An 18,999-nucleotide genomic window follows, 5' to 3' on the forward strand; every position below is an offset into this window, starting at 1 on the left:
TGGCGGGCGCCCTTCCCCTCCATAGGGGCGTCCACCATCCGTCGGCGTTGCACGCCAACCAGTTGAGGGGTGAAACAAACCGCAGGTATAGGCTGACCGGTCATCGCCGGCCACCAGTCCCTGAAGGTCTAACGACCTCGTGCACGGTTGGCTGACGGTCGAACACAGCTTTCATCGGGTGCGAGGGCCGGCTGGTAGTGCCCTGGGTCGCCGGGGAGTGTTGTCGTTCCGGTTGGTGTGTTGGTGGTCGGACAGTAGGCCGGCGATGGCGCGGATGGTGGTGTCGAGGTGCTCGCGTCGGCCGTGGTAGCGGCCGAGGATCCGCCAGTTCTTGAGGTGTCCGATGACGTGCTCGACGCGGATGCGCTGTGAGGAGTGCCGTTTCCGTGCCGCGTCGTGGGCGGCGATCACGCTCGGTGGTAACGATGTGCGGCGTTTCTGTGGCTTGGGTTTGGGCGTGATCACGCCTGCGTTGGTGTCCGTCCCCAGGCCCTGGTAACCCGCGTCGGCGAGGACTTGAACGCCGAGCGGTGTGTGCATGAGGAGGTCGACCAGGCCCGGCGGTACGAGCCTGGGTGATGTCATGCATCGAGCCGGGGCGGACCTCGCCGCAGAACAACAACTTGCCGACGGGGTCGCAGATCACGAGGGCTTTCATGGTGTTGAGCCGGGCCTCGCCGGACACGAACCGGTCCCGACCGGGCCGGCCCGCGATCGGTCTGCGGACACGCACCTCGGTGGCGTCCATGAGCGCCCGCGGGTGGTGGCCGAAATGCGCGACCACATCAGCGAGGGTCCGTAACCGGATCCCGCTGTTCACACGGCAGCCGCGCTCGGCCAGCAGTGGTCGGACCTCGCCGATGCTGCGGGTGATCGTCGAGCGGTGCACCCCGAACCACGCGGCGACCACGTCGTGGGTCATGCCGTGTCGTAGGTGGACCAGCGTAGCCAGCAGCCGGTCCGTGAACCCGAACCGGTGCCTTGCCCCGCCGCCGATGGCACGACGACGGGCCCTCCCGGTGAGGCGGTCGCGGTGACGGGCCTGCCATCGTGGCGCCAGCTCAGCGACCAGGCACTCGATCACCTGCCGGGACAGACCAGTCATCCGACGGTTGCTCATGATCATCGCGCTAATCATGATCAGGACAACGATCATCGATGCTCAAGCACGCGCAACCATGCACGAGGTCGTTAGAGTGTAATAATCGCTTCTGCGTCCCCTGTCGATGTCGACCTGGGTCACCCGGACTCAATGCTCTGACCAGCAAAGATGCACAACCGCCGGACTGCCGCAAAACTCGGCCAAACCGAGGCATGGGAAGCAGGGCTGACCTGCGACTTAAGGTTCGGGTCGGTCATCACCCCTGGAGGGATCGCAACTCGACATCGACCGGCACCCTGTCGGGTGGTACGCCCATGTCGGTCATCACCCCTGAAGGGATCGCAACTCGGGCGCCGTCTGCTGAACGACGAACTGGGAATCGAGTCGGTCATCACCCCTGGAGGGATCGCAACACCACGTCCGAGCCGACCCGCCAGAACGCGGCCCAGTCGGTCATCACCCCTGGAGGGATCGCAACGTCCTCTCGGTTGGCCGCTCAGCGCGGCGCGGGGTGTTTCGGTTGTCGGTCATCACCCCTGGAGGGATCGCAACCCCGACCCGGCCGCGCACCACCACCCGCACCATCTCCAGTCGGTCATCACCCCTTGAGGGATCGCAACTACGTAGCGGCGCCAACCGACGACCGGATCAGCGAGGTCACGTCGGTCATCACCCCTGGAGGGATCGCAACGTTGGATGTCGATCCACTGACCCTCGTGCTCGTGGCCGTCGGTCATCACCCCTGGAGGGATCGCAACGCGTACGCGCGGCCGGCGAGCACCACGACGTCGGTGGGTCGGTCATCACCCCTGGAGGGATCGCAACCGGAACGCAAAGCGGACCTCAGCGAAAAGCTTGACTTGTCGGTCATCACCCCTGGAGGGATCGCAACCGATCACCGTCAGCCAGGCGCCGAAGTCCGCGCCCTGGTCGGTCATCACCCCTGGAGGGATCGCAACAAGCATTCCTCCTCTGCAGCGGCGATGATCTGCCAGTCGTCGGTCATCACCCCTGGAGGGATCGCAACGCCACCAGGACCCGCTGGCCCAGTACGGTCGGTCATCACCCCTGGAGGGATCGCAACAACGTGGACGGGACGATGGCCACCCTGCGCGTGCTGGTCGGTCATCACCCCTTGAGGGATCGCAACGTGGCCGAACCTTCCTGAGGAGCGTGGGAGGTGAGCGTCGGTCATCACCCCTGGAGGGATCGCAACGTGGTCAAGGTGCTCACTCCTTCTCGGTGACGCTCGGGTCGGTCATCACCCCTGGAGGGATCGCAACTGTGACACGGACACGGTGAGTGCTCCTCGGGTGAGGTTGGGGTCGGTCATCGCCCCTGGAGGGATCGCAACGCGAGTAGCCGGGCAACAAGCTGATCAAGGTCAATCAAGTCGGTCATCACCCCTGGAGGGATCGCAACGTGAGGTCCCACACCTAGAAGTCGGCGCCGGCCAGGTCGGTCATCATCCCTGGAGAGATCGCAACTTGGTGGAGACCATCGCCTGCCGGCCCTGATTGGACGGTTGGTCATCACCTCTGGAGGGATCGCAACATGCTGCGGCCCTCGACGACGGTTCGCCCGATGGACAGCGGTCGGTCATCACGCCTGGAGGGATCGCAACTCGCCCATCACGGCCTTGAGGATCGCGTCGAGCTGGCTCGGGTCGGTCATCACCCCTGGAGGGATCGCAACTTGCGCCATACGTATAGATCTTGGCGCCGACCGGGCCGGTCATCACCCCTGGAGGGATCGCAACATCCGGATCACGAAGTGGGGAAAGGTGAGGTTGATCGGTCGGTTATGCCCCCTGGAGGGATTGCAACACGACACCGGCGACCGCGAACGGGTCGCCGCCGAGTCGGTCATCACCCTAGAGGGATCGCAACGAGATCGCGGACAGGTAGAGCTGCTGCCCGCGGTTCAGTCGGCCATCACCCCTGGGGGGCTCGCAACGCCGGTTGAGGACACTCAACACATGGTAGCCGTTGGGGGTCGGTCATCACCCCTGGAGGGATCGCAACAGCGGCCACCACGCCACCGGATCGGTGCTGGGCAGTCGGTCAGCATCCCTGGAGTGATGGGCCACGTTCGGGCAAGGGTGAAGGACAAACGACTGCTGGCGCTGGTGAAGGCGTTCCTCAAGCCGGCGTGCTCACCGAACTCGGTGACCGGCGCGACACCCACACCGGCACCCCGCAGGGTGGGTTATGTTCAGCTGAACATAACCCACCCTGCGGGGTGCCGGTACTCGACTCGCGTAAGCCCTCGTCCTTGCTGAGGATGCCTGCTTTGAGGAACCCCTTCACCAGCGCCAACACCCGCTTGTCTCCGATCCGCCGACGCACCCGGTCCATCAGGGCCGTGTGGTCGATCTCGTCGAAGCAGGCGGTGATGTCGCCTTCCACCACCCATTCGTAGTCGCGTGGGTGGGAGGTGAGGTGACGGGTCTCCGCGACCGCGTCATCCGCCCGCCGATTCGGGCGGAAGCCGTAGGAGCACGGCTGGAAGTCCGCCTCGAATATCGGCTCTAACACCAGCTTCAGGGATGCCTGCACGACCCGGTCGGTCACGGTCGGGATCCCCAGACGCCGCTTGGTGCGACTGCCCGGTTTCGGGATCATCCGTTCCTTGACCGGCAACGGCCGGAACGTGCGCGAGCGCAACTGCTCACGCACGTCGCGCAGGAACGCCTCGATGCCGCGTTCCTTCTCCACCGAGTAGGCGGTCTGGCCGTCCACCCCAGCGGATCGGGCTCCCTTGTTGCCCCGCACCCGAACCCACGCCTCGCTCAGGAACGCGGGATCGGCGACGAGGTTGTGAGGTCGGACCGCAGCGCGGTGTCAGAGTTTCCGCTGATCCGTTTCTGCGGCCCGCCTCCCGAACCGGACGTGCCCGTTGGCCGAGCATCCGGCTCTCCACAGGCTCCGCGAAATCGCGGCGATCAGGTCATGCTCGCCCATGGTGTGGGGATTGCGGCACCCCGGTAGCGGTAGCGGGTCGTGCGTGTCCGCGCCGGGTTGAATAGCGCCACGTCGCCGTCGGACGGCCACCAGCCGCCCTGGCAGTAGCGGTGGCGCAGCTGTTTCCAGGTCATCCCGGGGTGTTTACGGCGCAGCCAGCCCATTACCCTGCGCCAGGTGAAGCCGCGCAGGTAGGCGTAGGTCGCGCTGGACACTCCGGGCTGGAAGTAGGTGCACCACCCTCGTAGCACTGGGTTCAGGTTGTGCAGCAACACTTCGAGCGGCTGGTTCCGGTTCAACCGACTCAGCGTCTTCACCTTCCCGGTGACCGATCTGACGGCCTTCTTACTGGGATAGGTGTAGATGTAGCTGTTGGCCGCGCCTGGTTTGCGGTGGCGCTGGATGCGCCAGCCGAGGAAGTCCAGACCCTCGTCAATGTGGGTGATCATCGTCTTTGCCTGTGACAGGCGAAGACCCACGGTGGCCAGCACCGCTGCCGTCTCGTCGCGCAGCGCCTCCACGTCGGACCGCTGGCCCTTGACTAGGAGCACCCAGTCGTCGGCATACCGCGACAGCCGGAAGATCGGCTGTCCGCGCTGCTGGCTACGGGGCAAACTCCGTCGGTGCTGGGTCTTGCGGTCGAAGTGCTCGTCGAGAACGCTCAACGCGATGTTCGACAGCAGCGGCGACAGGATGCCACCCTGGGGCGCACCCTCCTGCGAGTTCCTCAGGCCAGTCTCCTTGCTGAATATCCCGGCCTTCAGAAACGCCTTGACCAGCAGCAGAACCCGCTTGTCAGTGATCCGATGCCGCACCAAGCCCATCAGAGCGGTGTGGTCGATCTCGTCGAAGCAGGCCGTGATGTCGCCCTCCAACACCCACTCATAGCGGTGTGGTGGACCGGCGAACGTGCGGACCTCAGCGATCGCGTCGTGCGCCCTGCGCCTGGGACGGAACCCGTAGGAGCAGGGCCGAAAATCGGCTTCGAAGATTGGTTCAAGAACCAGCTTCAATGCCGCCTGCACGACACGATCTCGCACGGTGGCTATGCCCAGTCGACGTTGCTTGCCGCCCGCCTTCGGAATCATCCGCTCGCGGACCGGCAACGGACGGAACTGTTGCGTCTTCAGCTCGTCGCGGATCTCGGCGAGGAACGGTTCCACGCCTCGCCGCGCCTCGACGAAGAACGCCGTCTGGCCGTCCACACCTGCCGACCGGGCACCCCGATTACCCCGCACCCGCTGCCACGCGACGAGCAGGAACGCGGGGTCATAGACAAGGTTGAACACATCGTGGAACCGGCGATCTGGATCGTCGGTCGCCCAACGGTGCAGCTTCGTCTGGATCTTCTGTACCCGCACCTCGGCCGACCCCAGCAGGGGCCATTCCGACGGCGGCGCGTCGGTGTTCACCGGCGTCCTTCAGACATTCCAGCATCGTCGCTGCCAGCTTGCTGGCTCCCTTCGCCATGTGGACGGCTTTCCCGCCCTCCGACTACTACGAAGCCTCCGCCCCACCCGACGGCTATCAGCCGACGACGAGCCTGCCCACCTGCGTCCTGGCTGGACCACAGGGAGGGCGACCGCGGATGGTTCCCACGTTCACCACGAACCGATCGACGAGGGAGGCGCCCAGCTATACCCCGACCGCTTCGCCACAGGTACGCCGCAGACATTCCCCATGGCCTCCCCACCGACTTGTTCATCCCGGCTTCGGAGTCACCCACCGGATGTTCCCGGCGGGTCCGCACGGCATACCGACCCAGATCCACCAGGTTCGAGTCGGCTCGACGCTTACGGAGCTTCATGCACTGGTTCCTCTCGTGCACCTTCTCGTCTTGCTAGCCGGACCCGTCCCGTCTGGCAGTACCAGGACGTCCCGTCGTTGTCAGGACTGCTTCCCACCCTCACCGGCGTCTCCCGGATCAGGCTGTCCTCAGCTTCGCCAGGCTGCTGCGACAGCCCAGCGGCCAGGGCCTTTCACCCCAACTCGGTCACAGTGGCGCCTCGTGGCGCACGAACAGGTCATCGAACCGGCGATGAGGATCACTCGCCGCCCACTGGTGCAGTTTGGTTTGGATCTTCAGTACCCGAAGCTCCGCCGACCCAGGTAAGGGCCAAACCGACTCCGGCGCGCCGGTGTTCACCGACGGCTCTTCCGACATTCCAATCTCCTCGCTGCTGACTTGCTGGTCCCCTTCGCCATGTGATCGGCTTTCCCGACCTCGGACTACTACGAGACCTCCGCCCCACCCAGCGGCCATCAACCGGCGACGGGTCTGCCCGTCACCGCCCCGGACGGGCGGCGCAAGGGCGACCGTGGGTGGTTCCCGCGTTCACTGCTGACCGATCGACGAGGTAGGCGCCCAGCTGTTATCCCGGCAGCCTCGCCACGGCTACGCCGCAGACCTTCACCATGGCCTCCATGCGCGGCGCTATCAGTCGGACATGAAGTCGACCGCCCCACACCGCAGGCAGTCGTGCACTGCACCCCGGCCCACATCCACCAGATTCGAGCCGGCACATCGCTTACGGGACGTCAACGCTGGTTCCTGTCAGTACACCTTCTCGTCTCGCTAGCCGGACCCGCACCGTCTGGCAGTACCGGCACGTCCCGTCGTTGTCAGGGCTGCTCTGCACCCTCCCCGGCGTCCCCCGGATCAGGCTGCCCCCAGCTTCACGCAGCCGCTGCGACGGCCACGAGGTGAAGGTCTCCCACCTCCACTCGGTTCAACAGCGCCTCGCGGCGCACCACCGCATCGAGGAAGATCACCGGATAGACCGCGTCCAGGGGCCGGTTCTGCCACTCGATCGTCGCGTGACCAGATCCCGTACTCCAGTGCGCCCAGGACGAGGTCGGTATTGCACCGGTCGGAGGTCTTCCATCCGACGATCCGGTTGGAGAACGCGTCACGGACCGCGGCCAGCCACAGCACACCCTCACCCGTCACGATCCGGGTCGCGTCCGCCACCCACAGCCGGTTCGGGGCGTCGGCGGTGAAGTTCCGGTTGACCAGGTCCGGTGCGGGGTCTGCCCTCGGGTTCTGCTTCGTGGAGCCGCCCCGCCAACCCCGGCGCAGGAACGCACCGGTCAGGTCGTGCCCGCGCATCAACCGCTCGACCCGCTTACGGCCGACGCGGATGCCACGACGGGCGAGGCTGGCGTGCACACGTGGGCTGCCATACGTGCGCCCGGAGCGGTCGTGGATGTCGACGATCTCCGACAGCAGCCCACGGTCCTCGACCTCCCGCGGTCCAGGGTCGGCCTCGCGGGCCACCCAGCCGTAGTACGTCGACGGCGCGATCGTCAGGACCCGGAGGACGGGCTCGACCCCGAAGCGGTCACGCAACTCGTTCACGAGCGTCATGACCGTCGCCGGGTCGGGTCGAGTTCCGATGCGAAAAAAGCCGAGGCGGCCTTCAGGATCTCGTTGGCTCTGCGTAGCTCGGTTACCTCTTTGCGGAGCCGGCGTAGTTCCTCGATGTCGGCCGTGGTGGGCTGGTCGAAACGCTCACCGTGATCTGCCTGGTCCTGGCGGATCCAGTTACGCAGCGCCTCGGGATGCACGCCGAGTTGCTCGGCCAGGCGCTTGATCACCGGTTTGGGGTCGGACTCCCGGTAGAGCCGTACCGCACGCTGACGTAGTTCGTCCGGGTACTTACGAGGGGCGGGCACGAAAACCTCCTGGTCAGGGCCTATCAGACCACGATCGAAAGTCTCCGAGCTACCGGGGGAACCTCAAGTAGCCAGTGTTGCAACGACCCCTTGAACCTAAGAACTATACGTCTTTCCGCTTCGCGGAACGCTTGATCGACAACGGAATCCTGCCTTCGATGGGCTCGGTCGGCGACTCGTACGACAACGCGCTGATGGAGAACTTCTGGTCGACGTTGAAGATCGAACTCGTCTACCGCACGAGCTGGCGGACCCGCGACGAGGCCGAGAACGCGATCTTCGCCTACATCGACGGCTGGTACAACACCCGCCGTATCCAACGCGAGCTGGGCTACCTCAGCCCCGACGAGTACGAGACCGCCTGGCATACCCGGCAGAACAACCCAGCCGAGCCACCTATCACCACCCCTGCGTCAGCCGGCAGCAGGTAACCACCGCTCCATCAAGGCGGGGGGGAACTCACCCAACAACTCGCACATTCAGCAGCCCTCTTGCCGATCCGATGAAGGCTGCCGAGGGCCGGCCGCGGAGAGGACGGATCCGTTCGTACACGGGCGGATGGCAAACCGTACCGGGTACGCGGCACACCGGCAGGCCGTGCGTTCATCTCAACGGGTCCCGAACAATTCCCTTGCGTGCGAGGATCTCGCCAGCGTCCACTGCGTGGCTCCATGCCTGCGCAGCCTCTGCGTGACGGCCGTAGCGATCGAGCAGTCCGGCGAGACGACTGTACGCGCCAGGCTCTCCGGCGGCCGCACCTTCGCGCCATACGTCTGCTGCCTGATCGATGTATCCACAACGTTCGAGCAGGCGAACGAGGTGTTGTCTGGCGTCGCGCTCGCCGGCGTCGACGGCTGCCCTTCGGATGGTTATGGCCTCGTCGAGCCGACGTTCTTGTTCGAGGAGGTCTACGAGCTGGTCGCGGGCGTACTGGTCACCGCTGTCGGCGGCCTGCCGCCACACTTCGATGGCCTCGTCTGTCCGTTCCAGGCGTTCGAGCAGCCCGGCCAATTGAATCCGTGCTCGCCGGTCGGCGCGAGACGCGGCCCGACGCAGAAGTTCTTCGGCACGGCGGGTCTGGTCGTGTTCCAGGAGGACCTCGATGAGCTGGTCGGCATTCGCATGGTCGCCTGTCCGGGCTGCCTGGCGCCACAAGGCCTCGACCTCAGTCAGCCCCCCGTGTGAAGCCAGGAAGTAGGCCAGTTCGTGGAGTGCGCCGGGTTGTTCTGCGGCATCTGCTTTGCGAAGAATTTGTTCGGCCTCGTCGTCCCGGTCGTGTTGGACGAGTAGCCAGGCGAGGTTCGCCCATGCATCCTCCTCGCCCTCTGCCGTTGCCCGCTGCCACGCCGTGATTGCCTGTGTGATCTCCCCCCGCTGTTCATGAAGCTCGGCGATCTTGCTACGAGTCCTCCAGCTACTTCCCGGCATGGCGTCGGCAAGCTGGCCAAGTACCTCGAACGCTTCCTCGACGCGACCCGTCCTTTGATAAACGTGGGCGAGGTTGCACAGCGAATCCGCGTCACCCGCATCAGCTTGGCCCTCCCAAAATCGGATGAGGTGGTTGAATTCACCGCGTCGGGCCAGGTGTTCAGCGAGTTGGTGCCGTGCGTGAAAGTCGCCCTCAGCAGTTCGTTGACGTAGCCGCTCCTCGGCTTCCTCCGGTCGGTGGCGTGAGAGAAAGCCCTCCAGCTCAAGGCGGACGCTCACCTCGCCGTCGTCGACGGCATCACGCAGTGTCCGTTCAGCGTCCACCACCGCGCCCTGCAGCTCAAGGCGTCGGGCCAACCATGCGCGAGCACCACGACGCCCGTCCCGCACCGCTTGCCGAAGGACAGCGTCGATCTCCGAATGGCGGTCCTGCGTATGGAGCATGCGGACCAGCCGGCCGAACGCGCCAGGCGCTCCGGCAGCCAACGCCTGCCGGCGGGCCTGCTCAATCTCGGGCATCCTGCCATTACGCCGTAGCAGCTGGACCAACCAGTCCCACGCGTGCGCGCTGCCGTTCGCACCGGCGCCGCGGAGCAGTTCGATGGCCTCGTCGATGCGTGCGTGGCGTTCAAGGAGGTCGGCCAGGTGTCGCACGGCGTCGGCGACACCGGCCTTGGCCGCGAGTTCCCAGGCTGCGATCGCTGCGTCGGGTTGATTGTCGCGCTCAAGCACCGCGGCCAAAGGCAGGAACGCCGTCGGGTCGCTGAAGGCGATCGAACGCCACAACGCCGCCGCCTCCGCGAGTTCCCCGTTTCGCCCCAGTAGCGCGGCGAGCCGCCGCCGCGCATCCGCGTCGCCGCGGTCGATGGCACCGGTCAGCACTGCCTTCGCATCATCTACGCGCCCCTCATCGCACAGTAGCCGCACGAGCTGGTCGCGCGCGTTCGCGTCCCCTGCCCTACAAGCCCTGCGCCACAACTCCTCGGCGGTCTGCACCAGTCCACGTTGCTCGGCCGCCATGCCAAGGCGGAACAACTCGGACGGATCGTCAACGTGGGCTGCACATGCCCGCCAAAAACTATCGGGTGGAACTGCAGCACGGCGCGTGTGAGCACCTCGTTGCACCAGATAGTCAGCGACGCCATACCCAACGACCCTGCCAGATGGATCAGCCAGCGCCGACAGGGCAGAGGTAGCACCGTGGAGTCGCTGCGTCGCGTACCGCAGGGCAGTGTCGAACCAGTCCGGGGCCAGAGTGGCCCTCTCCGCCGCTGACAGGTATCCGGAGGTGGCGTCCCGGAGCAGGGGTGCGGGTACCGCCCGGTGAATCCCCATTCTCCGCGCGTCCGCAGCTGCCGTGATCACTGCAGCGGCTTCCGAAGTGGGAGCATTCTCCCAGCGGCGAACGAGATACGGCGCAGCCGCCAACACCTGCGTCATGCCGTAGTCCGCCGAGTCGAGTGCGACGCGAATACGCGGGTCGCCGACGGCGACAGCTTCGGCTTGAGCCCGCTCCGGTCCGGACAAGGCCACCGGCACGTCCACAACGTCGGCTAGGCGCAAAAGCCCGCGTTCACCCGCGTACGGGTCTTCGTCCCCGACGGGCAGCGACGTGTACGCCACGTACTTGTCGGGCCATACGGTCCCGATGACGATCACCGCGGCGTCGGATCTATGCAGCGACCGCATCGTCCCGGCGGTGATCCCGCCCGCACCACCGAGGTAGTTGTGCATCTCGTCCAACCACAGCACGGTATGCGGCTTCGGATCCGCGGCGAACGCGATCACTTCGTGCGAGTCGACAGGGTGGAACAGTTGCCAGTCCGGCGTGACGTTCAAGACCGCCTCGAACGCGGCTCGCGTCTTGCCGACGCACGAGCCGCCGAGCAGGACGACGAAACAGCCACTTGCCTTCCCAGCCCGCAGCACCACACGAAGTTGGTCATCAACCGCGCGCGCGACGTAGGCGGGCTGCCAGTCAGCCGCACCGGGAACGACGATGGCCGGATGGACGCCGAGATCGCGAGGGTCAACGTGCCTGACTAGCGGCCAAACCTCACACGGTGACGTCACACGGCTCAACTCGCCGGAACTCGTGCTCCCGTCGCGCCTTCCAACGCTCGTTCGGATCCGTTCACCCGACTCGTCAATCAGGGTGAACCTTCCGGTGAGCTGCTGACGCAGCGATTCGCGGGTGATCTCCGCCCCGCCAGGTGCCTTTCGGCCTGTCAGCTCATACAGGTAGCCCAGCAACCGATCGGCCTCACTCGCATCTGAGGTACATCGCGCCAGGCTCGCCGCCCAGCGAGTCCAGTCCGGCTGGACATCACCCTCGACACGCAAAAGCAGGACATAGAGAACGCGAAGCAGCTCCCAGACCAGCTCGCCTGTGGGTCCATCCGCAGCGGCCGGCAGCTCGCCGACAGCCGCGACGGCCGCCAAGAGCCCCCGGCAACGCCGGCGCTCCCTAGCCGCGACATCGCCGGCATCGATCGCTGCCCAAAACGACGCACCGGAGACACGGTCCCGGGCCAAGTCCGTCAAACTCCGAAGCTCCCGAGCACCGCTGTGCGGGTCGGCGACCGCCAGACCAAGACGCAACGTGCCATCGTGGAGGTCATCCGGCCGGTCCCGAACGACCTGCAGAAACCCCGCCAACAACGCGAGAAACTTCGGATTCCTATCCGCGATGATCGGATTCCGACGCACCGCGACCGCCACCACACGGTGATCGCCACCGGCCGCGGTCCCCTCGATCACGACGTCATCGACCGGGCACAGCCGGTCCTGGAACGTCACCCTGCTAAGGACGAACGGCGTATCCAGGAGATCGACAGGCTCACCGGTCAGCAATGCGGCCAGCAACGTCGCACCATAACGATGCTCCAGCACCGTGCCACCACCACCGGTGCTGTACGCGGAAGCCCGCCGACGACCAACCGCGCCAGCACCCGCGCCTGCAACATCGCCGCTCATCGCCTGACCGATTCCCTACGCCAGCAACGCGCCGTGGCATCACGTGGACCACCACCCATAACACTCACCCTACTGTCGACCTCCGACAGCCGGCAGTGCCAAACTAAACGCGCTCCGGCAGCCGTGACAGAGTCGTCACCGTCGCGGTCTGTTCTGGCTTTGGCAGCCAGCCTGCGCAGCGATCGCAAGAGCGGCTCGGATGCCACGCCGAAACGTACCGGCCTATGTCTGGCGGATGATCGGAACAGCGGGTCGGCAGCTGTTAGCCTTTCGGAATCATGGCTGATCTCGAGGAGGGTGCCCGGGTGGCGTTGCGCAACGTCGGCGTCACGGCGCAAGAGATCGCCGATTTTGAAAGGCGGGTGGACACGCCTACGCGAGGTCTGCTGCTGTACGGTAGCCGCGCGCGTGGTGATTACCTGGATCATTCCGACTTCGATGTTCTTCGCCTGGCCCGTGGCGATTTCCACACCTTTAAAGCGCGTCGTTTGTCTGTGAGTACCTACAGCGGCGAGCAACTCCGAGGCGCAAGCGACACGCTGTTTGGGACCCATCTCGTGCGCGACGGCCGGGTCCTTTTCGACCCCGAGGGAGAGCTGGCCGAAGCGCTGGACCAGATCGTGCCGGCCACACCGAACGCACTCCTGGCGAACGTCCGCCGCTACAGCATGATCCTTGACCTGCCCACATCCGAGCTTTCCGGCCACCTGCCGGGGATAGTCCGGCTCACGCGGTACCTGTTGCGGACAGCGGTCTATGCGAGGGCCATGCTGCAGGGCAGGCCGTGCTTCTCTGTGAGGGAGCTGGCGATCAGGTTCGACGATCCCGCCCTGGCGACCCTGCTGGCGTCGGATACTGAACTGCTGGCACCGGTGTCGCCAGCGCTCCTGGACGAGCTCACGTCCCGACTCGTCGCGATCGTGGGTCCATTGCCGCACAACCGCTTCGGTTCCTTGGCCGCGACCGCAATCGCCGTGTGGGACACAGATCGCAATCTCGCCGCGCTTGCCGTGCGAGCTGGCTCCGAGGGCGAAGACGACGCAGACAGTCTCGACTACTCGGATCTGCCCAAGGTGCTGCTGTGACTCGGGTGATCGGGGTTATCGGGGATGTGCATGGCAACGCCGCCGCGTTGACGGGCCTTCTAGCTCTCGTCGAGGCCCGGTACGACCACCTGGTGCTCGTCGGCGACTACGTCAACAGGGGCAAGGACAGCGCGGCGGTCCTGCAACTGCTGGTGGAGCGGGCAGGCGACCCCGGTCGGTTTTCCCTCGTCGCGGGCAACCACGACCTCGCATTCCTCGCCTGTCTGGAATCCGATGCGTTGCAACACTTCCTGATGATCGGCGGGGCGGCAACGATCCGCTCCTACGTTCCAGCGGTCGAGGCGGATGTCCTGAGGCAGTTGCGCGCTGCGGTCCCTCCGTCGCACCTGCGTCTGCTCCGGTCCCTGCGGAGTCACTTCCACGAAGACGGTCTACTGGTCACGCATGCGCCCCGGGACGTACCACCAGTTCAGGCGCCGGTGTTGTTCCACGTCTACGGTCATGTTCCTCAACGGAGCCTGGTGCCGGCAGTCACGCGGGCTGCGGCGGCCATCGACACGGGGTGCGCAACGCTGACGGACGGCAGGCTGAGCTGCCTGGCCTGGCCGTCTTTAGAGGTGACTCAGGTTGACGACGCAGGGCGCGAGGTCAGGCCGTGAGTTTCAGCGAATCGCTGCGCCTCGTCCCGGAGCCGCGGGTCACCGGATGTCTGGACCAGGGCGCGGGCCGCTGCCAGGTCTCCATAGGCACCCGCGTCGTCGCCGATCTGGTGGAGCACCTCCGCCAGATGGAACCGGGCCCAGGCCTCCCCGGTGCGGTTGCCAATCGACCCGTAGGCCCCGGCGGCGTCCTGCAGCAGCGTGACCGCCATCGCGGTGCGGTCGGTGCGCCCCAGGATGGTGCCCAGCAGGTGGGTTGACTGGACGATGCCCTCCCGGTTCGAGATCGACTCGTTCTCCCGCAAGGCGCGTTCAGCGTGTCTTTCAGCGGCCGTCAGATCGCCGCGGCGCATCAGAATCCGCCCGAGTTGGTTGAGGCTCATCGCGATGCTGTCCGGCCGGCCCGACGCTTCGTTGTTCGCCAGCGAGGCCCGGAACGACCGCTCGGCGTCCGCGAGCCTTCCCTCTTGATCCAGGATTTCACCCATCGTCGAATGGGCAGCCGCGAGTCCGGGCCTGTCGTCGAGGGCACCAAGGATCTGCATGGCCTCCGCCAGAGCGGTCTTCGCCTCTTCGATCGATCCGGACGTTCGGTGCAGCCGGGCGAGATTGGTGAGCGTGAACGCCCGCCCGGCGCTGTCCCCGGTGTCCTCGCGGATGGCCAGGGCCTGCTGAAAGCAATCGAGCGCCTCCGCGTTGTCGCCCGCATGGCTCGCGGTGATGCCCAGATTGTCGAGAGCGTAGGCGAGCCCGTCACGCGCGACGTCCCCGCCCTGCTTCGCGGTCTGCACCGCCTCATGCAGCTTGTATCGCGACGTCCGAAGGTCGCCCAGCTTACGGTGGACGATGCCGATGCTAGTGAGGATCCGGGCGCGCAGTGTCACCGCACCGAAGGGCTCATCGGAGAGCGTGAGCTGGGAGAGAATGCGCTCATTGATCTCCAGCGACCTGGTCAGTCGCCCGGTCCGGCGCAGGAATCTCGCGTACTTCTGAAGGCTCTCAAGGTCCGCGTCAGCGATCGCCTCGGCGTATGCCGCCTCGGCCTGCGTCATGAGGCCGCCAGCCTCGAACGCCTCTGCGGCGAGCAAGGCAGTGGCCCCGGCCGCGACAACGCCTGCACCAGGTGCGGTCGAGGTGCCGGACGGATGCCGCAGCAGGACGCCCACTGCTGCACCCGCCTCACGCTCCCGTGCCCAACTGTGCAGACGCAGTGCCACCTCCCGGCGTAGCAGCTCAGGATCGTCGAAGGTCTTGAAGAAGACCTCCTTCGAGTCCTCCAGCTTCTGCTTGAAATCAAGCACCGCGCTCAGCTGCGGGCCCGGATCTCGAAGTTGCTCCTCGGGGACCCCCTTAAACAGCACCAGGATGTCGGCCATTGGCGAGGTCGCCCGGTTGATGCACTCCCGAGCCAGATTGAACTCCTCCTCGGTCCCGGACGAGAACTGCCCATCGCGCATCGGAGCCATGCCCCAGCGGCTGGCTAGCATGAGGATCATGTAGTCGCACTGCTCCAGCTCCCTATTGATGAGCTCTTGAGGGCGCCCCATCCCGCCGGACACTTCCTTCCAGCCGGTAACCTCGAAACGCAAGCCCAGATCTCGGCCGGACTTCTCGTTGAACGCCGCCACCTCGTCCCGGATCGCCTGCCGTTCCGGGTCGAGACCCCCGGGTGAGGCGATGAAGAGCTTGTAGTTTTCCACCGTGCTCGGCATCGGGACAGACTACCGACCGTTCCAACGGGTGGCGGCAAGTTACCGACGGCGCAGAGGGATTGCAGCGTGTGACCCGCGCAGCACTGAACGGCCGGCCGCTGCGGGCCGCTGGGACATAACATCCACTCTGGCCTGGCACAAAGAGCGCGGCCCGCCGGACGCGATCAGGTCGGGGGGCGCCTCGGCAGGGTAGCGGTCAATGTCCAGGATAGTGTGAACCGGGGCTGGTCAACGGCGGCGGGACCGGCCGTTCTTGCCCATTGACATTCGGCTCGTAATCCAAGCCCACAGCGGATGAGCGGCAGCGCCTATGACCGTACCCACGGCCAACGAGACCACGAGTTGGGCGGGCGCGACTCCGGTGCCGAACGCGATTATGGCGGCCAGGAGGCCCAGGCCGAGAATCAGCACCCGCAAGATGAGTGCGAGGTAGACCCATGCGTGGGCCCGGAGCAGTCGGATCTCCTCGTCGAAGCTGCCGGTGGTGTTTGTCCGGCGCATGTGGAAGTCGATGAGGGTCGCCAGCCACGCCGAGCGCCCCGGGGACAGGATGGGTTCGGCCAGCGACGGGTTACCGTCCGGCCTTCGGTGGCTCCGCCTTGGGTGATCCGCGTGGATCACGGCCACCCGCCCTTCAACGGGACCGACGTTAGCGATGGGTCGCGGTTCCTGGCGCCGGGCGCTGAGGGAGCGTCCGGGTGTGACCGAGGCAGTGTTGGTCTGTTTCGACTTACGGTCCTGGAGCCGCCTGTCCGTCTGCGGCCCGTCCCGTCTGGGCCGGGGATCGCGTTCATACCGTGTGCCGCGCTTCCGAAGTGGCACGCGCGGTCGATTGGACGCCATCAGCCCTCTGCTCGGCGGTACCCGGACCGTAATGGGCAGCTCCGGGCAGTCGATGGGCGGCCCGATCCGTACGGGGCTCGGTGCGTAGCCGCCGGCGGCGAGGGTGTTCCGCAGTCGCTGGTCGATTTCGCCGTCGGTCATGTCGATGGCCGTCTCGTCGATGAGGAAGACCTCCCGGTCCAGGTCATCGAGCGGGGCAGGGTCGTTCTGGTTCCCGTCGGGGTCGTCGATGGTCATCGGTCCTCCTTCCTCGCCCGGGTGCCCGTGCTGTTGCTGATCTGATCCCGGCCGGTTGTTGGTGGCCGGGACGGTTCTAGGCGGCGCCGGACGTCACTGAGCGTGCGACGGACGGCGTCGTAAGACCTGCCTAGCAGCAGGGCGATCTCTGTCTGTGACAGGCCCCGCATAATATGCTCAACTACGGCTCGCTGATTCGGCGTGAGAGTTTCCAACAGCGTGTTGACCGACTCCGGGTCCTCCCACACGTTGGCGTGCTCCTCCAGCGGTCGCTCAAAGGTCTGGGCAAGGTACGCGGCCTGGCGGACCATCCTGGCGCGTTCGCTCTTCTTGTGCTTGATCAAATTATTGATCACGCCCCGCCGGGCCCAGGCGAGCCGGTCGGAGATGTTATGCCAGCCCGACAACATTTGGCTCAGTGTCTGGCTCGTGACCTCGTCCGCCTCGGTTCGGGAAGCGCCTAAGTGGATGGCGTACGCCATCAATTGGCGGTACCGAGAGCGGTAGAAATCCTCGAAGCCGGGTGGGGCAGCGCGGACGCCTCCCTGCGGTATGGCCGCCGCCTGGGCCACGACGTTGTCGGCATCCACTCGGGTCTTGTCCTCCGATCCCAGTTGGTGGCGGCCGCCTAGAGGGTGGTCGCCCGTACGGTAGGTCCTGCGGCGACGGCGCATGTGAGTAACCCGGCCAAGATTCTTAGCAGGTCTCCGACGCCCGGGGCCGCTCGGCGACGCCGCCTCGGAGGCCCTGAGCGAAGATAAGAGAAGGTGGACGGGTCCTCCGTCCACCGACCCCAAGGCAGTAACGGTAAGGCTATCGGTCGTCACCCGCGCCGTACCTACACAGGGTAAGTAGCAGCACAATGGCACCGCCGAACGCCCCACCCCCAGTGAGTATGGCCATGGGGACGTTCGCCCCGCCCGCCCAGGCCAACAGCCCGGCCCCACCACCGATGAGTGCGGCGGCGATAAGGATCAACGCGATCCAGACCGAGCGTGGCGTGCGCGATAGTGGCGAAACGGGCGGCTGACTAATACCGGTGCACACAATCGTCCTTCCAGGTCAGGGGAACCTTCCGAGTGGTAGGTCGAGCACCGGGCAGGAGTGTGAGGTTGCCGATCACCGACGGAGCACCTGGCCCTCGTCAACGTGCCGGTGCGAGACCCATGCGCCGTCGAGCAGCAATAACGGCTCGCACCAGTTATGACGGCCCGAAATCAGCAACCGCAGCAAAGCGGAGCGCCGGCGATCTCGCCATGGTCGCACCCCCACCGCCCCTCCGACCTCGCTGGCCCGCAGGTACCCGCCCTCATACCGGTCGCGAAAGCCGGCGCGGCACGTTGTCAGGGCCAGCCGCGGTTTGGGGGACAAGAGTTGACAACCGTATCGGGGGACGGGTCGGAGACGTGGGAGTGGGTCCGTCTGTATCGGTCGCGGTCAGAGTTGCGCCCCGACCAGGTATGCCCCTTGAAGTTGCGTATCCCGCAGGTTCGCAGCTCGGAGTTGCGCACCGATCAGCATTTCCTCAGATCGTCCTCGCAGGGACCCGCTGGAGTATCAAACTGCGATCGAGTCCGTCAGAATACCGGCGCAGTCCGCATCGACTGTCTCTACCGACTCGGTAATCCTGGTGGTGGGTTGGGGACGTTTGTCGTCTTCGTCGGGGCTGTGGTTGGCGGGGGTTGCAAGGACGGTGTACAGGTCGAGCATGTTGGGACCTCGCTGACAGTGGGCTTGGATGGTTGAAGGGTTGAGATTTGGAACGCCACTGTAGGCCAAACTACGGCGTACAAGATCGCACCGATGATTGCCAAGAACACTGCGTCGCGAAAGACCGTGATGCGTGCGGCGATCGTGACGTCCCCGGTGCCGACTGATGTCGCGTAGGTTTTCGCGGCGACCCTGTGCAGTGGAGGATCAGCGGTGGCGAGACCAATGAGATTGACGCCACCAAGATCTGCCCTTGCAGCCAGGAGCGCGATCGCGCCGCCCAACGCTAGGAGCACCGCCAGGACGCTCACCGCCCATGGGAAGATCAGCCAACTGTGCTTGAACACCTTGCTCACGCCGGCCGAGAGGAGACCGATCTCGACTAGGCAGAGGGCCAGCAGTGCGTTTGACCTGGTTCGCAGGCTTTCAAGATCGAGACGTTGGCGATCGAGCTGCCGACGCGCCTCACCTATGATCAAATCCAGCTGCGGGGTGTCGAGGTCTGACTTAATCGGCCATTTGACCTGAGTTTGGTCACCGGCTCGCGGCGCGACGGTGGGCAGCGCGTTGACCTGGGGTGTTGGGTGTTGGTGGGTTGTTTCTGAGGCACTAATTGGTCCCCTACGCTCGGGTTCGTGGCGTGGATTC

Annotated in this window: 15 protein-coding genes, 1 pseudogene, 1 CRISPR repeat array and 1 other annotated feature; of the genes and pseudogenes, 3 read left to right on the plus strand and 13 right to left on the minus strand. The window is 65.7% G+C overall.

The genetic code is table 11. From position 1 onward, the window contains the following. Nucleotides 1-171: 171 nt before the first annotated feature. The 7 genes and pseudogenes from I0C86_RS44390 to I0C86_RS09225 all read right to left on the minus strand — a co-directional run bounded on the left by I0C86_RS44390 (nt 172) and on the right by I0C86_RS09225 (nt 7,740). Nucleotides 172-585 (minus strand): transposase family protein, encoded by a 414-nt coding sequence (locus I0C86_RS44390; protein WP_255527658.1) that lies wholly within the window; start codon nt 583-585, stop codon nt 172-174. Nucleotides 586-634: 49 nt separating this feature from the next. Further along, a pseudogene (locus I0C86_RS44935) lies at nt 635-1,156 on the minus strand (helix-turn-helix domain-containing protein); the annotation flags it as partial. Nucleotides 1,157-1,350: 194 nt separating this feature from the next. Beyond that, a CRISPR array of direct repeats spans nt 1,351-2,929; the repeat unit is 30 nt; unit sequence GTCGGTCATCACCCCTGGAGGGATCGCAAC. A gap of 314 nt (nt 2,930-3,243) precedes the next feature. Next, nucleotides 3,244-3,843, minus strand: a complete 600-nt coding sequence (locus I0C86_RS09205) for a reverse transcriptase domain-containing protein (protein WP_323373547.1) — start codon at nt 3,841-3,843, stop codon at nt 3,244-3,246. A 203-nt stretch (nt 3,844-4,046) separates the two neighbouring features. Further along, entirely contained in the window at nt 4,047-5,477 is a 1,431-nt protein-coding gene (gene ltrA / locus I0C86_RS09210; RefSeq protein WP_196200793.1) for a group II intron reverse transcriptase/maturase, read from the minus strand. A 581-nt stretch (nt 5,478-6,058) separates the two neighbouring features. Further along, entirely contained in the window at nt 6,059-6,229 is a 171-nt protein-coding gene (locus I0C86_RS09215) for a hypothetical protein (RefSeq protein ID WP_196200806.1), read from the minus strand. A 495-nt stretch (nt 6,230-6,724) separates the two neighbouring features. After that, a complete protein-coding gene (locus I0C86_RS09220) occupies nt 6,725-7,432 on the minus strand; it encodes an IS3 family transposase (protein WP_196200794.1) in 708 nt (235 codons plus the stop codon). Then, nucleotides 7,361-7,474, minus strand: a sequence feature (AL1L pseudoknot). It overlaps the preceding gene by 72 nt. After that, nucleotides 7,429-7,740: a transposase gene (locus I0C86_RS09225; RefSeq protein WP_196200795.1), complete on the minus strand. Its 312-nt coding sequence runs from the start codon at nt 7,738-7,740 to the stop codon at nt 7,429-7,431. Its footprint overlaps the feature before it by 46 nt. Before I0C86_RS09225 ends, I0C86_RS09220 begins: the two co-directional genes overlap by 4 nt. Before the next feature lie 74 nt (nt 7,741-7,814). On the opposite strand from I0C86_RS09225, the gene I0C86_RS09230 reads away from it, so the two are divergent. After that, nucleotides 7,815-8,171, plus strand: coding sequence for an IS3 family transposase (locus I0C86_RS09230; protein WP_323373548.1), 357 nt, complete (start codon nt 7,815-7,817; stop codon nt 8,169-8,171). 172 nt (nt 8,172-8,343) lie between these two features. Here the strand turns inward: I0C86_RS09230 and I0C86_RS09235 are convergent, their stop codons facing one another. Continuing rightward, the gene (locus I0C86_RS09235; protein WP_196200797.1) at nt 8,344-12,060 is read right to left on the minus strand and encodes a tetratricopeptide repeat protein; all 3,717 of its coding nucleotides are present in this window, start codon (nt 12,058-12,060) and stop codon (nt 8,344-8,346) included. 362 nt (nt 12,061-12,422) lie between these two features. Between I0C86_RS09235 and I0C86_RS09240 the strand changes: the two genes are divergently transcribed. Together I0C86_RS09240 and I0C86_RS09245 are read left to right on the plus strand one after the other, a co-directional pair. Next, entirely contained in the window at nt 12,423-13,229 is an 807-nt protein-coding gene (locus tag I0C86_RS09240; protein WP_196200798.1) for a nucleotidyltransferase domain-containing protein, read from the plus strand. Further along, nucleotides 13,226-13,849: a metallophosphoesterase gene (locus I0C86_RS09245; protein ID WP_196200799.1), complete on the plus strand. Its 624-nt coding sequence runs from the start codon at nt 13,226-13,228 to the stop codon at nt 13,847-13,849. The genes I0C86_RS09240 and I0C86_RS09245 overlap by 4 nt, the downstream gene beginning before the upstream one ends. Here I0C86_RS09245 and I0C86_RS09250 read toward each other — a convergent pair. From I0C86_RS09250 to I0C86_RS43120, 5 genes are all read right to left on the minus strand, one after another. Beyond that, nucleotides 13,813-15,561, minus strand: a complete 1,749-nt coding sequence (locus I0C86_RS09250; RefSeq protein WP_196200800.1) for a tetratricopeptide repeat protein — start codon at nt 15,559-15,561, stop codon at nt 13,813-13,815. The genes I0C86_RS09245 and I0C86_RS09250 overlap by 37 nt on opposite strands. 228 nt (nt 15,562-15,789) lie before the next feature. Beyond that, nucleotides 15,790-16,641, minus strand: coding sequence for a hypothetical protein (locus I0C86_RS09255; RefSeq protein WP_196200801.1), 852 nt, complete (start codon nt 16,639-16,641; stop codon nt 15,790-15,792). Next, a complete protein-coding gene (locus I0C86_RS44940; RefSeq protein ID WP_196200802.1) occupies nt 16,638-17,231 on the minus strand; it encodes an RNA polymerase sigma factor in 594 nt (197 codons plus the stop codon). Before I0C86_RS44940 ends, I0C86_RS09255 begins: the two co-directional genes overlap by 4 nt. A gap of 847 nt (nt 17,232-18,078) precedes the next feature. Continuing rightward, the gene (locus I0C86_RS45415; protein WP_196200805.1) at nt 18,079-18,162 is read right to left on the minus strand and encodes a pentapeptide repeat-containing protein; all 84 of its coding nucleotides are present in this window, start codon (nt 18,160-18,162) and stop codon (nt 18,079-18,081) included. Between the two features lie 89 nt (nt 18,163-18,251). After that, nucleotides 18,252-18,999, minus strand: a 748-nt coding sequence (locus I0C86_RS43120) for a hypothetical protein (protein WP_230393846.1), incomplete at its 5' end; no start/stop codon positions are given.

This window comes from Plantactinospora alkalitolerans, from assembly GCF_015690345.1.
Lineage (GTDB): Bacteria > Actinomycetota > Actinomycetes > Mycobacteriales > Micromonosporaceae > Plantactinospora > Plantactinospora alkalitolerans.

What these genes read in the sequence shown, in the direction of transcription:
- I0C86_RS44390 (WP_255527658.1), bottom strand. Translation starts at nt 585, where the DNA reads ATGACATCACCCAGGCTCGTACCGCCGGGCCTGGTCGACCTCCTCATG.
- I0C86_RS09215 (WP_196200806.1), bottom strand. Translation starts at nt 6,229, where the DNA reads ATGTCGGAAGAGCCGTCGGTGAACACCGGCGCGCCGGAGTCGGTTTGG.
- I0C86_RS09220 (WP_196200794.1), bottom strand. Translation starts at nt 7,432, where the DNA reads ATGACGCTCGTGAACGAGTTGCGTGACCGCTTCGGGGTCGAGCCCGTC.
- I0C86_RS09240 (WP_196200798.1), top strand. Translation starts at nt 12,423, where the DNA reads ATGGCTGATCTCGAGGAGGGTGCCCGGGTGGCGTTGCGCAACGTCGGC.
- I0C86_RS09250 (WP_196200800.1), bottom strand. Translation starts at nt 15,561, where the DNA reads ATGCCGAGCACGGTGGAAAACTACAAGCTCTTCATCGCCTCACCCGGG.
- I0C86_RS09255 (WP_196200801.1), bottom strand. Translation starts at nt 16,641, where the DNA reads ATGACCATCGACGACCCCGACGGGAACCAGAACGACCCTGCCCCGCTC.
- I0C86_RS45415 (WP_196200805.1), bottom strand. Translation starts at nt 18,162, where the DNA reads ATGCTGATCGGTGCGCAACTCCGAGCTGCGAACCTGCGGGATACGCAA.